This is a genomic window from Paenibacillus sp. ACRRY (assembly GCF_022346995.1).
Taxonomy (GTDB): domain Bacteria; phylum Bacillota; class Bacilli; order Paenibacillales; family Paenibacillaceae; genus Paenibacillus.
Map to the genome: position 1 here is coordinate 729,991 of NZ_JAKRNM010000002.1, position 14,052 is coordinate 744,042.

A 14,052-nucleotide genomic window follows, 5' to 3' on the forward strand; every position below is an offset into this window, starting at 1 on the left:
TAAAGAATTAGGCACAAAACGGATTTTGTGAAAAAATCTGAACTTACGCCTTGAGCTTGCGGGACTTATGTTGTAATATATTTGGTAATAAATAGATAGAAAGTCCTATCTGGTGGAGAGTGATTCCCATGCGTGATAAGGTGATGCAACGTTGGAGCACCTACGAGCCGTTTTTCGTAGCTCTTGGAGACAAAAAAGTGGCCGACATCGTCATTACCCATCATGCCAAAATGCGGTATGCAGACCGTATTGAGCCCACACGTAATGATGATGACCATATTGCGGCTTGGTTATGGGAGTGTCTGAAGCAGGACCGTATTACGCCATACTACCGTAATGAGCAGGACGTTTACCTCATCGACGAAGATGTGGTAGTGGTTGCGGAATTTTCCGAGCTTGAGGGTGAATATGATATCGCCGGCAATCCTCTTCACAAGATGATTGTAGTTACCTTTTTGGGGCGAATGTCAGAGACCATTGAGCTTCGTGACCTGAAATCATATTACTCCTGGTTGAGGCATTCCAGACGAATGACTCTGGTGAAGAACAGTCGGAAGCACAGGTAATTCACAGGAAACAGTCAAGATTTTTGCAATGATATATTCAAGCTACATCGCATGCAGACAAGCTGCATGCTTTTTTTGTTGGAATTCAAGAAATCGGCTACAATGAGGTAAGCGTACAGAAGAGGGGCGAAGATATGAATTTTCATCAGTTGCATATTTTTTACACCGTGGCAGAAAAGGGGAGTTTTTCAGCAGCTGCGCAAGCCTTACATATGACCCAACCTGCGGTGACGATGCAGATTCAATCACTGGAAGACTACTTTGGCACCAAACTCCTGCATCGTTCAACCAAGAAGATAGAATTATCCGAAGCTGGGCGAACCCTGCTGCCGCATGCCAAGCGGAGCGTGGAACTGGTCAGACAGACCGATGAAGCCATGTCGGCCTTCACCCAGATGCTACAGGGAAGGTTACAGCTTGGTGCCAGTTTGACCATTGGCGAATATGTTTTACCGAGAATGCTGGGTCCCTTTGCACGTCAATATCCTGATATCTCGATCGTAATGAAAGTGATGAATACAACGCAAATTATGGACGATATTTTGAAACACCAGTTGAACTTTGGCCTGATCGAAGCCCCGATCCATCATCCCGACATGATTGTGGAACCGGTAATGCAGGACGAATTGAAGCTGGTTGTTCCGGCTGGTCACCCGCTCGCCGATCGCGGGGAAGTGGAACTGGAGGAGGTTATGGCTTATCCGTTTGTACTGCGAGAGAAGGGCTCCGGTACAAGACAGGTCATGGAAGACCAACTGCAAAAGAAAAACATTGATCCGCAGGACATGAATGTCGTGATGGAGCTTGGAAGTACGGGTGCAGTGAAATCGGCGGTTGAAGCTGGTGTAGGGATAACCATGCTGTCTCCTTCATCCGTTCAGCATGAATTAGCACTTGGTCTTGTGCATATTGTTGATATCCGTGGACTTGCATTCAAACGACAATTCTATGCCATTCATCTGAAATCTTCCCTGCTCCCACTATCTGCAGTAGCTTTCTTGAACTACTTGAGACAGCAGGAGCACACAGGAGCGGAAGAAATCATGGAAAAAGGAAGTAAGTAATCGTGAACACAACCATGTAGCAAGGAGATGTTGTTAATGGATCAACCTAACGGACGCTGTGATCTTCATACGCATAGCCAGGCTTCCGACGGTATGCAGTCACCTGCCGAAAATGTAAGGCTGGCCAAACAAAAGGGACTGTCAGCCGTTGCAATTACGGATCATGATACGGTAGCAGGTGTGGCAGAGGCACAGCAGACAGGACTGGAATGTGGTATCGATGTTGTGGCCGGCGTTGAGATCAGTACCCGCGCAGGAGGCAAAGACATCCATGTGCTGGGTTATTATGTGAATACAAAGGATGAACTCTTTCTGGAGCGGCTGCATGGACTCCGTGATGCGCGTGAGGAACGAAATCATCGCATTATTGCCAAACTGCAGGAACTTGGCCTTGATATCAGCTGGGAGGAAGTCATTGAGGGGCTGGGACGTCCTCTGGAGCCGGATGAAAGCATTGGCAGACCGCATATGGCCGATGTCCTGGTCAGCAAAGGCTATGCTGTCGATATGCGGGATGCCTTTGATCGTTATCTGGCTGAAGGTAAGCCAGGCTTCGTGTCGGTTCCGCGTGTCGCTCCTGAAGATGCCTGTCAGTGGATTAGAGAGGCAGGGGGAGCCGCAGTTATTGCACATCCGGGTCTCTATGGAGATGATGAACTGGTTCGCCGGATCATTGAGCAGTCCCGTCCGGACGGAATTGAAGTATTTCATTCCGACCATGGGCCTGAAGAGGAACACAGGTATGCCGAATTGGCACGTGAATTTGATTTAATTGTGACAGGTGGCTCAGATTACCATGGTGTGAGACAGGGGGTTGTTTTTCACGGGGATCTGGGGAGCAAGACGGTAGCATTGGATGTGCTTGAACAACTGCGGGCAGCGGCAAACCGCAAAATTTAACATAAATTGAAAAGCCCCAGAACACGATATTCTCTGTTCTGGGGCTTTTTGTTTGTCATTTTGTTTGTGAAGACACCTGCCGCCTATCCGTTTTTGATGGTGGATGGCAAGCTTTTGACCAACTCTTCATTCGGCGTTACAAACAGTGTTTTTTGATGATCGTAGATGACGAAACCGGGCTTGGCACCGCTTGGTTTCCGTACGTGACGAATAAAGGTATAGTCCACAGGAACACTGCTTGATTCCTTGGCCTGACTGAAATAAGCTGCGAGCTGTGCTGCTTCCTCCAGCGTAGCTTCCCCGAAGTCCGTGCTGCGAATGACAACGTGTGAGCCTGGGATGTCTTTGGTGTGCAGCCACGTATCATTGGCCGAAGCCAGGCGGTTAGTAACATATTCATTTTGCAAGTTGTTTTTGCCCACCAGAATATCAATCCCCTCTGTCGAGGTAAATTGATGTACGGTTGGACGATCGTTTTTCTTTTTCTTCTTGCCTTTTTTGTTGCGGTCGCGAAGATATCCCTGCTGAACCAGTTCTTCACGGATCTCCTCAATATCGTTCATGGAGGCGATGGACAGCTGCTGCAGCAGGTTGTCCAGGTAGACGATCTCGTCGTTGGTTTTGCCGAGCTGTTCATGAATGACAGCCAGACTGTTCTTATATTTGTTGTACCGCTTGAAGTAACGCTGTGCATTGTCCGATGGTGTAAGCAGGGGATCGAGTCCGATGGTAATGGTTGCCTGATCTTCATCATAGAAGTTTACAAGCTCCACGCTTTTGTCTCCCTTGCTAATCTGGTGAAGAGAAGCAAATAACAATTCGCCCCATAATCTGTATTTTTCCGCGTCATCGGCTTCAAGCAGATCCTTGTTCAGATTGTCGAGTTTTTTGACGTTTTTGCTTCGTTCATTTTGCAGAAAACGCAGCAGATCACTTACCTTTTGCTTTACCGTATCCCGTTCGGCTTTATCCCCGTAATAATCCTCCATGCATTTGCTCATCGTGTCGTAGGTCTTCTCTGCATCCTGAATACTCTGAAGGCGGACAGCAGAGAAGATCATCTTCCCTTTGGCATTCAGTCCTGTGATAGGGGTGTAGTTGTTGTCTCTCACAGGTCCCATCACAGAATCAAAGGCATTCCAGAGGGCGTTCGCCTCCGCTGATGCCTCTCCATTGTCTGTATCGGATGCACGAGCAGCAATCTCTCCTGCGATCAGCGGACTCAGGCCACTGAATGAATTCACAAGCCAGCGGGCAGCCTCTTCTTCCGTTTCAGAGTAAGCCTTGAGGAATTCAGCGCTGTTCACTTCCAGTGGATTGACTTTGTGCTGCTCTGGCGGTGCTGTATACGAAAAGCCAGGCATGATGACCCGATAGCTGCTGATGGAAGGGGTAACGTGATGTATACCGTCCAGAATCGTTCCCGTGACCGGGTCGAGCAATACGATATTGCTGTGACGCCCCATGAGCTCAATGATGATTCGTTTTACGGATACGTCGCCGAGTTCGTCGCGCTGACGAACGTCGATGTGGATGATACGCTCCATGCCGATCTGACGAATCTCCTCTATAATGGCTCCCTCGCAGTGCTTGCGCAGAAGCATGCAGAACATTGGTGCTTCTGTAGGGTTCAAGAATGTCTTCTCCGTAAAATGCACACGGGGATACGTCGGACTGGCCGATATCAGCAATTTGCTGTTCCCGCGTTGTGCACGAAGGGTCAGTACGACATCATGGCCGTTAGGCTGATGGATTTTGCTAATGCGGCCGCCTTTGCAGCCCTGGAGTTCGTGTACGATGGCTCGTGTAACAATGCCGTCCAATGCCATATTTTTCAACTTCCTCTCTATCTATAACTGAAACACACAACTGGGATATGTAGAAATTAGAACCGGTTGCAGTTCGTTTGTCACTTGCTTTAATGCATAAGATAACTCGGCTTCCACTGCGTTATGATCGCAGACTTTTATTTTAGCCTATTCTGTCCATCAGGGAAAGGATTCACCATCCGGGTGCTAATTGGGGTCCTGTCCGAATACATATAGAGCAGGTAGTTTGTCCGGCGTAACATACAGCTGCTCGTTAGCGATCACGGGTCGCTGTATGAACGTCTTTTACAGGAAATATAGACTGGGAGGGGAACCTTGAAGCATGGAACAGACCAAGTGGCATCAACTAAGCGTAGAAGAGCTTCGCAGCACGCTAGACGTCAGTCTGGAGGAAGGGTTGACGGATGAAGCTGTTGCGCAGAAGAGGAAGGTCACCGGTTCAAATGAGCTGAGTGAAGGAAAACGAATATCGCCAATTACCTTGCTGCTTAACCAATTTAAGGACTTTATGGTGCTCGTCTTGATGGGGGCGACATTGGTGTCCGGATTGCTCGGAGAATATTTGGATGCCGTTACGATTGTGGCAATTATTGTGTTAAATGCCATTCTGGGCTTCGTACAGGAATTCCGGGCTGAGCGTTCCCTCCGCGCATTGAAGCAGCTGTCCGCGCCTCTAGCCAAAGTCCTTCGCGCCGGTCAGGAAGTGCAGCTTGCTGCCAAACAGCTGGTGCCTGGGGATATCATCCTTGTTGAGAGTGGGGATCGCATCCCGGCGGATGTACGGTGGCTGGAGACGAACAGTCTGGATGTGGAGGAATCGGCACTCACCGGAGAATCGGTTCCGGTAAGCAAGCATTGCAACCCCATTGCAGACGATGCTGTACCGCTCGGTGATCAGAAAAACATTGGATTTATGGGTACCATGGTTACCCGCGGGACGGCCAGAGGCGTTGTCATTCGGACAGGCATGGATACCGAGATGGGCAAAATTGCTGATCTCATCCAAAATACCGAGGAACAGGAGACGCCGCTTCAGCATCGTTTGGAGCAACTGGGCAAAATACTCATTTTTGTCGCGCTGGGGCTTACCGTGATGGTTGTTGTGGCTGGTATTTTGCATGGACAACCGGCCGTTGGGATGTTCCTTGCTGGCGTCAGTCTGGCGGTAGCTGCCATACCTGAAGGTTTGCCGGCGATCGTCACGATTGCACTTGCGCTGGGTGTACAGCGAATGATTAAGCGCAAAGCCATTGTACGAAAATTGCCTTCTGTCGAGACCCTTGGTTGTGCATCCGTGATCTGTTCGGACAAGACGGGGACATTAACCCAGAACAAGATGACAGTGACCGATGTGTGGCTGGAAGGACGCAGTATCAAAGTCACCGGGGATGGGTATGCACCGGAAGGACAGATGCTGGAGGACGGCCGTGCGGTAGAGCTGAAGAGTGACCAGACGCTGCGAAGACTGCTTCAGATCAGTGCGTTATGTAATAATGCGAGTATTGTGGAAAGTTTCTCGGAGGACCGTAATAAGAAAAAGGGTAAGGATGGCAAGAAAGAGGCAATCAAGGAAGAGGGGGGCATATGGGAGCTGAAAGGCGATCCAACCGAAGGAGCGCTCGTCACCCTGGCTTCCAAAATGGGCCTTACTCCTGCCGGCCTCAAAGAGTTATATGCACGTCAACAGGAGTTCCCGTTCGATTCGGACCGCAAACGGATGTCTGTCCTCATCCAGCATCAGGGAGGCCGCATGGTCTACACCAAGGGTGCCCCTGATGTGTTGATCGGACAATGCAGCTATATTTTATGGGAAGGCAAAGTTGTACCCTTCACCGGAACGTTGAGACAGAAAGTGATGGCTGCAAACGAGAAGATGGCCGGAGCAGCCCTGCGTGTCTTGGGAATGGCTTATCGTGAAGTACGCCCTGAGGAAAAAGTGGATGACGAACATGCTGCCGAAAATCAGCTTGTGTTCGTTGGGCTTGCAGGCATGATCGACCCACCTCGGAGAGAAGTCAGAGATGCGATTGCAACTTGCCGCAGAGCCGGTATCCGGACGGTCATGATTACAGGTGATCACGGAACTACTGCAGAGGCGATAGCCCAGCAGCTGGGCATTCTTCCGCGGGGCGGAGGTTCGTTAAGCGGGCAGCAGCTGGCAGGATTGACGGACGATGAGCTGGACAAACAGGTGGAAGGCATCTATGTCTTCTCCCGGGTGTCACCCGAGCACAAGCTCCGGATTGTAAAATCACTGCAGCGCAAAGGCCATGTCGTAGCGATGACAGGGGACGGTGTCAACGATGCACCAGCGATCAAAGCGGCGGACATCGGTATTGCGATGGGCATTACAGGTACGGATGTGACGAAAGAGGCGTCGGCTTTAATTCTCAGTGATGATAATTTCTCTACTATTGTAGCGGCGATTGAAGAAGGGCGTAATATTTATGAGAATATTCGGAAGTTTATTCGGTATTTGCTTGCTTCAAACGTAGGCGAGATCCTGACGATGTTCTTCGCGATGATGATGGGATTGCCGCTGCCGCTCGTGCCTATCCAGATCCTATGGGTGAACCTTGTGACAGATGGCCTGCCGGCCATGGCACTGGGTGTCGATCAGCCGGAGAAAGACCTGATGGAGCACAAGCCACGTGGCGCGAAAGAAAACATTTTTGCCCGGAGACTGGGCTGGAAAATCATCAGCCGCGGTGTATTGATTGGATTGTGTACATTAGGTGCGTTCTGGCTTACCCTTCAAGCAGCTCCGGATCAACCGGGTCAGCTTATCAAAGCGCAGTCCGTAGCTTTTGCGACACTTGTTTTGGCTCAGCTTATTCATGTATTTGACTGCCGTAGTTCGCGCTCCATCTTCCACCGGAATCCGCTCCAGAACAAATATCTGGTTCTTGCGGTTGTCTCGTCCGTAGTGCTGATGCTGGTTGTGATGTACGTGGAACCGCTGCAGCCGATCTTCAAAACTGTACCACTGGGCATGCGTGAATGGGCCATTTCCATTGTTGCCGCAGGTATCCCAACGTTCCTGATGGGAGCAGGCAGTGTCTGGGGTGGCCGTCGTAATCGTCGCCGGATGGGGCCTGGAAGCTTCGTACCGAAAAGTACAAAGTTTTCGGCATAAAATCAATAGCTTTTCCTTATCGTTTTCGTTATGCTATCCTCAAAATGATTCGGGGCGAAAGCCTTCGACATTTTGAAGGATAGCTTTTTTGTGTAAACAGGCAAGAATAACGCTTTGGCAGCAGACTGCCAAAAGGAGTGGGCAAGGATATGGAATTTACGAAAATGCACGGACTTGGCAACGATTTTATCGTTGTATTTGGAGAAAAACAACTTCCGGCTGATGCAGCAGAGCTTGCTGTGAAATGGTGCAACCGTTTCTTCGGCATCGGTGCGGATGGACTCGTTTATATACTGCCTTCGGAGAAGGCGGATTTTCAGATGCGCATTATGAACTCTGATGGTTCGGAAGCGGAACAATGCGGGAACGCGATTCGCTGTGTAGCGAAGTATGTTTATGACCATGGCCATGTGACATCGGAGCACATTACAATTGAAACCATCGGCGCCGGTGTTCAACCGGTAACCCTTAATGTACTTGACGGCAAGGTGGCAACCGTTCGTGTGGATATGGGCGAGCCTATTTTGGACGGGCTTCAGGTTCCGACAACGGTGGATGCCAACCCTGTGGTTGATCATACAATTGAAGCGAACGGACAGGAGTTCAAATTCACGGCAGTTTCGATGGGGAATCCCCACGCTGTCATTTATGTAGATGATGCAGTGAACTTTGATCTCTCGACTTGGGGGCCAGTGCTGGAAGTACATCCGATGTTCCCGAAGAAGATCAACGTTGAGTTTGCCACTGTACGTGATCGTGGATTCGTCGATATGCGTGTATGGGAACGCGGTGCGGGTCCAACACTGGCTTGTGGGACCGGAGCTTGTGCAACGCTTGTCTCCTCAGTATTGAACGGACACACCGATCGTACAGCAGTCATTAGCCTCAAAGGCGGAGACCTGCATATTGAGTGGAACGAAGCTGACAATCATGTGTATATGACTGGACCGGCAGAGGTTGTTTTCAAGGGAGTCACCTCATAAAGATGACAGTTTAAGCCAAGAGGCCTTTGGGCCTCTTTTTTTGACTGAATTTCACGGGAAACCTGTGTTTTTCTACGTTATTGATCGGCTTTTGTGTTACATTAGTATGAAATGATCAGCTAGGCGGGGGGAAAAGGGATGAAGGCGGATTTGCGGAGTGTCTTGCAGGAACGAGTTCTCATTGGAGATGGGGCGATGGGAACATATCTGTACCAAATGGGTTTCCCGGTTGGAATTTCATACGAAGAGTTAAATTTGGTTTCACCTGAAGTGGTAGCAGATGTACATCGTCGTTATTTGGAAGCGGGTACTGAAATATTTGAGACCAATACGTACTCTGCAAACTTTGACAAATTGTCCAAGTTCGGACTGGAATCAAAGGTGGCTGAAGTCAATCGTGCAGGTGTGCGCATTGCCAAGGATGTCGCCGGTTCAAACGGATACGTTTTAGGGGCTGTGGGCTCCATTCGTGGAGGCAAGCGGACCAACGTATCAACAAGCGAACTGAAACGTTTCTACGAGCAACAGATTTTTGCCTTGCTTGAAGAAGGGGTTGACGGAATTCTGCTCGAAACCTTCTATGATATCGAAGAGATGGATATCGCCCTGCTGCAGGCTCGTAAGCTGAGTGATCTGCCGGTGATTGGGCAGTTTGCCGTTGAGGATGTAGGACATACCCTGGATGGATACACGATGCCGGAAGCGTTCCGGATCATGCGTGAGCAGGGTGCGGACGTGATTGGATTTAACTGCCGCTCCGGTCCAAATGGAATTATGCGTGCCATGGAAACCGTATCCGGGCGAATCGGAGTTCCGATGTCTGTGTACCCTAACGCGGGAGCGGCAGACTATGTCGATGGCCAGTTCCGTTATGGGGCCACACCGGAATATTTCGGTCAGACCGCGGTGCAATTCGCCGATCTGGGCGCTCGTATTATCGGTGGATGCTGCGGCACGACACCGGATCATATAGCAGCAATCGCACAGGCTCTTTCCGAATATACTGCAGCACCAATTGTCCTGCCTGACCCGACAGAAGCAAAACCACGTATTGTACTGCATGAAAATGTGGATGAACGTTCCGGTCGTGGTGGACAGCCGACCATAGTGGATCTGGTCAAGCAGCGCCACACGGTTATCGTTGAACTCGACCCGCCTCGTGACCTGGATATTGCCAAATTCATGAAAGGCGCCGAAACGCTCAAAGCGGCTGGTGCGGATGCGCTGACACTGGCTGACAACTCTTTGGCGGTTACCCGCATGAGTAATATGGCACTGGGACATCTCGTTCAGGATCGTACTGGCTTACGACCGCTTGTGCATATTGCTTGCCGTGACCGAAATCTGATTGGGACCCAGTCACACATGATGGGTTTTGACGCTCTCGGTATCAACCACGTGCTTGCCGTTACAGGTGATCCAGCGCGTTTCGGTGATCTTCCCGGATCCAGTTCTGTATATGATCTGACTTCATTTGAAATTATACGTATGATCAAGCAATTAAACGACGGTGTAGCTTTCTCCGGAAAACCGCTCAAGCAGAAGGCTGGTTTTGTCATCGGAGCAGCGTTTAACCCGAATGTGAAACATCTGGATAAGGCGGTTCAGAGACTGGAGAAAAAGATTGCCTCCGGTGCCGATTATATTATGACGCAGCCTGTCTATGACCCTCAACTGATTGTAGCCATGCATGAAGCGACCAAACATTTGGAAGTGCCTATTTTCGTCGGTGTAATGCCGCTGGCAAGTGGACGAAATGCAGAATATCTGCACAACGAAGTTCCAGGAATTCAGCTGTCGGATGAAGTTCGTTCTCGCATGGCTGGTCTCGAAGGAGAAGAAGGTCGGGCCATGGGAGTAAAAATTGCCAAAGAGCTATTGGATGTGGCAACAGCCCATTTCAAGGGGATCTACCTAATGACTCCGTTTATGTTCTACGGGATGACTGCCGAACTGACCCAATATGTATGGGAGAAGTCCGAGCACCAATGTCCTACTTGTTTCAACCCTAATAATCAATTACAATAGTGTAACGGATGTGATGCCGATGTCATTCAGTATGACCGGATACGGTCAATCCGCCTTTCATTTTGGAGGCTACAAGGTACAATTGGAGATCAAATCCGTCAATCATCGTTACTGTGAAGTGATGATGCGCATGCCCAAAGAGTGGACATGTTATGAAGACGGATTGAGGAAAAGAGTACAGAGCCGGCTGAAGCGCGGGCGGATTGATGTTTATGTAATGAAAGAAAAAGATGAAGACCAGGCTCTTCCTGCCGTGCTTAATGAGCAGGCAGTCAGGGCCTATCTGCAGGCGGCAGAACAGCTGGAATCCCGCTTTGGGATGCAGGGCAAACCGAGCATTATGGACATGCTTGCGTTGCCAGATGTCATGGTTCATTCCGATGGAATGAGTTCAATCCCCGAGGAAGAGAAGAACGAATGGGAGCGTGTGCTGCAGCAAAGCTTGGAAGAGGCCTTGTCCAGTCTGGAGCAAATGCGCGCGCGTGAGGGTCTTCATCTGGCCAGTGATCTGGAACGACGGATTAGTCGTCTGGAGTCGTTGCATACCGAGATGCTTGCTCTTGCACCTACTGTGGTAACAGATTACCGCAACAAGTTAAGACAAAGGCTTACGGAAATGCAGGAGGAAGGCTCTTTCCCTTTTGACGAGCATAAATTGGGTATGGAAATTGCTGTGTTTGCCGATCGTTCTAACATAGAGGAGGAACTTACGCGTCTACTCAGCCACTTCGGACAGAGCAGGGAACTGCTGAAGAGTGAAGAGCCGGTAGGCCGCAAGTTGGACTTTCTTATTCAAGAGATGAATCGGGAAGTCAATACGATTGGATCAAAAGCCAACCATTTGGCTCTGGTGAACCGTGTTGTCGAGATGAAGGCGGAACTGGAGAAAATTCGCGAGCAGGCGGCGAATATCGAATGAACGGCTATATTTCGGCAAGAGAGTCGCATGTATAGGGGGAAGAACCTGATTATGGCAATCAAACTCATTAACATTGGATTCGGTAACATCGTATCGGCGAACCGGATTATATCCATCGTAAGTCCGGAATCGGCGCCGATCAAGAGAATTATACAAGAGGCAAGAGATCGTCATATGCTGATAGACGCAACGTACGGAAGACGTACTCGTGCCGTGATTATTACGGATAGCGATCATGTCATTCTGTCGGCGGTTCAGCCTGAGACGGTCGCCCATCGTCTTTCTTCGAAAGATGATGACAACGACGAATAAAATGGAGTGTAATATGTCTAAGGGATTACTGATAGTGTTGTCCGGCCCATCTGGGGTCGGGAAGGGTACAGTATGCAGCGCTTTGCGCAAGCGTGTGCCGGAGTTGATCTATTCTGTGTCTGCAACGACTCGCCAGCCTCGTCTGGGTGAAGAGCATGGTGTGAACTACTTCTTCAGAAGTCATGAAGAATTCCTGAACATGATTGCTGAAGACCAGCTGTTGGAGCATGCAGAATATGTAGGTAACTATTACGGAACACCACGTGATTTTGTGGAGAAAACCATTAACGAAGGCCGCGACATCATTCTTGAGATTGAAGTTCAAGGCGCGTTAAAAGTGAAAGAGAAGTTCCCGGAAGGGATCTTTGTATTTCTGCTGCCTCCTTCATTGGACGAGCTTAAAGATCGCATCCAGGGACGTGGTACGGAGAGTCAGGCGACAATTGATCACCGGATGTCCGTAGCCGTGGATGAGATTAGTCTGCTGGAGCAGTACGATTACGCTGTCGTTAATGACGAGATTGATTTGGCGTGCAAACGAATAGAAAGCATTATTATCGCCGAACATTGTAAGATCAATAAATAATTCTTTTTGGCTGCCGCAGGATGCAATAATTCAGAGAACTGCTGACATATATCTATAGATGGTCCACGAAGTTCGGTTCATGTGAACGGACTGAATGGTTGCATCCTGTTAGGCGGGTCAAAGGAATTATACTAATGCAAAGAGGTGTTTTGTAAACATGCTGTATCCTTCTATTGATGAAATGATGAACAAAGTCGACAGCAAGTATTCTCTTGTTGTTGCTGCTTCCCGCCGGGCCAGACAGCTTCGTGAAGGCGAGAAAACGGATCTGAGAAATGCGAGATCCCATAAACAGGTTGGCGTTGCACTCGAAGAAATTTATGGTGATCATCTCGTTGTCATCAAAGGACAGGACGAAGAGGAAGAAGAGTAAGCCGCCTGCGGCTGCTCTTCAACTGCATACGGCGCAAGCCGGACTTATTTGACAACCGCGAGGTTGTTATTTTTTTCTCTATTCATCGTTTAAACGTCGTATATATCGGGGGAAATAACCATGTTGAACGGTAAAAAAATCGTACTTGGCGTGACTGGCGGCATAGCCGCATACAAGGCGGCTACATTATGCAGTAGACTGGTGCAAAAAGGGGCGGATGTACACGTCATTATGACGGACTCTGCCAAACAGTTTATTACCGAATTAACGCTGCAAACGTTGACCCGAAATGTAGTCTACAGTGATACATTTGATGAGCGTGAGCCATCGGTTGTATCACATATTCATTTGGCCGATATGGCGGATCTGGTTCTGGTTGCCCCGGCAACAGCTAACGTTATTGCCAAAATGGCGCATGGCATGGCCGATGACATGCTCTCCACAACACTGCTGGCAACGACCGCTCCGGTGATGATCGCACCTGCCATGAATGTTCATATGTATGACCACCCTGCTGTACAGCACAATATGCGTCTGCTTTCCGAGCGAGGAACACTGATGATTGAACCAAGTGAAGGACAGCTCGCATGTGGATACGTGGGTAAAGGGCGACTGGAAGAACCGGAGACGATTGTCGAGGTTGTTGAACGTTTTTTTGAAGATCAGGAGTCAGCCAAACCGGGCTTGAAACAACAGGCCGCATTGTTAAAAGGCAAAAAAGTGGTTGTGACGGCCGGAGGTACGATAGAGCGTATTGATCCTGTCAGATATATTACCAATGACTCTTCCGGTAAAATGGGATTTGCCATTGCTGCTGCAGCACGTGATTTGGGGGCAGAGGTTACGCTCGTTATGGGCAGTACACAAGTTCAGCCGCCAACGAATGTGGAAGTGATTCGGGTGCAGTCCGCCCAGGATATGTACGCAGCCGTTTCGAGTCACTGGGATCATGCTGATATCGTCGTTAAAGCTGCGGCGGTTGCCGATTACCGTCCCAAGGAAGTACATGAGGAGAAAATTAAAAAGAAAGGCGATACGTTATCGCTGGAGCTTGTTAAAAATATAGATATTCTTGAAACACTAGGGAAGCAAAAGAGTCATCAATTTCTAATTGGTTTTGCCGCAGAGACCCATTCTGTAGAGATGTACGCAAGGGAGAAGCTGGAACGGAAAAACTGTGATCTGATCGTAGCCAATGACGTTGCCCGTCCGGGTATCGGATTTGGAGCAGATACCAATGCGGTTCATATATATGACCGTGAAGGGTTGGTGGAAGAGCTTCAGGTGATGTCTAAGGAGGACATAGCTCACCGATTGCTTGCGATTGCGGCGGAGCGCATTGCCGGGAGGAATTAA

12 protein-coding genes are annotated in these 14,052 nt (G+C 49.3%); 11 read left to right on the forward strand and 1 reads right to left on the reverse strand.

Translation table 11 applies throughout. From position 1 onward, the window contains the following. Nucleotides 1–128: 128 nt before the first annotated feature. The 3 genes from MH144_RS12635 (at nucleotide 129) to MH144_RS12645 (ending at nucleotide 2,530) form a co-directional block, all read left to right on the forward strand. Nucleotides 129–566: a hypothetical protein gene (locus tag MH144_RS12635; RefSeq protein ID WP_095290252.1), complete on the forward strand. Its 438-nt coding sequence runs from the start codon at nucleotides 129–131 to the stop codon at nucleotides 564–566. Between the two features lie 134 nt (nucleotides 567–700). Further along, the gene (locus MH144_RS12640; RefSeq protein ID WP_239300277.1) at nucleotides 701–1,630 is read left to right on the forward strand and encodes a selenium metabolism-associated LysR family transcriptional regulator; all 930 of its coding nucleotides are present in this window, start codon (nucleotides 701–703) and stop codon (nucleotides 1,628–1,630) included. A gap of 36 nt (nucleotides 1,631–1,666) precedes the next feature. Further along, nucleotides 1,667–2,530, forward strand: a complete 864-nt coding sequence (locus MH144_RS12645) for a PHP domain-containing protein (protein ID WP_239300279.1) — start codon at nucleotides 1,667–1,669, stop codon at nucleotides 2,528–2,530. Between the two features lie 83 nt (nucleotides 2,531–2,613). On the opposite strand, the gene MH144_RS12650 is transcribed toward MH144_RS12645, so the two are convergent. Next, the gene (locus MH144_RS12650) at nucleotides 2,614–4,359 is read right to left on the reverse strand and encodes an Rqc2 family fibronectin-binding protein (RefSeq protein WP_239300281.1); all 1,746 of its coding nucleotides are present in this window, start codon (nucleotides 4,357–4,359) and stop codon (nucleotides 2,614–2,616) included. Between the two features lie 322 nt (nucleotides 4,360–4,681). Between MH144_RS12650 and MH144_RS12655 the strand changes: the two genes are divergently transcribed. The 8 genes from MH144_RS12655 (at nucleotide 4,682) to coaBC (ending at nucleotide 14,052) form a co-directional block, all read left to right on the forward strand. Further along, complete coding sequence (locus MH144_RS12655; RefSeq protein ID WP_239300283.1) at nucleotides 4,682–7,495, forward strand: calcium-translocating P-type ATPase, SERCA-type; 2,814 nt, start codon at nucleotides 4,682–4,684, stop codon at nucleotides 7,493–7,495. A 149-nt stretch (nucleotides 7,496–7,644) separates the two neighbouring features. Further along, entirely contained in the window at nucleotides 7,645–8,478 is an 834-nt protein-coding gene (gene dapF, locus MH144_RS12660; RefSeq protein WP_127537865.1) for a diaminopimelate epimerase, read from the forward strand. 138 nt (nucleotides 8,479–8,616) lie between these two features. Further along, the gene (locus MH144_RS12665; protein WP_239300285.1) at nucleotides 8,617–10,506 is read left to right on the forward strand and encodes a bifunctional homocysteine S-methyltransferase/methylenetetrahydrofolate reductase; all 1,890 of its coding nucleotides are present in this window, start codon (nucleotides 8,617–8,619) and stop codon (nucleotides 10,504–10,506) included. 19 nt (nucleotides 10,507–10,525) lie between these two features. Further along, the gene (locus MH144_RS12670) at nucleotides 10,526–11,425 is read left to right on the forward strand and encodes a YicC/YloC family endoribonuclease (protein WP_239300287.1); all 900 of its coding nucleotides are present in this window, start codon (nucleotides 10,526–10,528) and stop codon (nucleotides 11,423–11,425) included. Between the two features lie 51 nt (nucleotides 11,426–11,476). Then, nucleotides 11,477–11,737, forward strand: coding sequence for an extracellular matrix/biofilm regulator RemA (gene remA, locus MH144_RS12675; RefSeq protein WP_006209218.1), 261 nt, complete (start codon nucleotides 11,477–11,479; stop codon nucleotides 11,735–11,737). Nucleotides 11,738–11,750: 13 nt separating this feature from the next. Beyond that, nucleotides 11,751–12,323, forward strand: a complete 573-nt coding sequence (gmk, locus tag MH144_RS12680) for a guanylate kinase (protein ID WP_090901057.1) — start codon at nucleotides 11,751–11,753, stop codon at nucleotides 12,321–12,323. A gap of 157 nt (nucleotides 12,324–12,480) precedes the next feature. Further along, nucleotides 12,481–12,696: a DNA-directed RNA polymerase subunit omega gene (gene rpoZ / locus MH144_RS12685; RefSeq protein ID WP_095290265.1), complete on the forward strand. Its 216-nt coding sequence runs from the start codon at nucleotides 12,481–12,483 to the stop codon at nucleotides 12,694–12,696. Nucleotides 12,697–12,816: 120 nt separating this feature from the next. Further along, a complete protein-coding gene (coaBC, locus tag MH144_RS12690) occupies nucleotides 12,817–14,052 on the forward strand; it encodes a bifunctional phosphopantothenoylcysteine decarboxylase/phosphopantothenate--cysteine ligase CoaBC (protein WP_239300289.1) in 1,236 nt (411 codons plus the stop codon).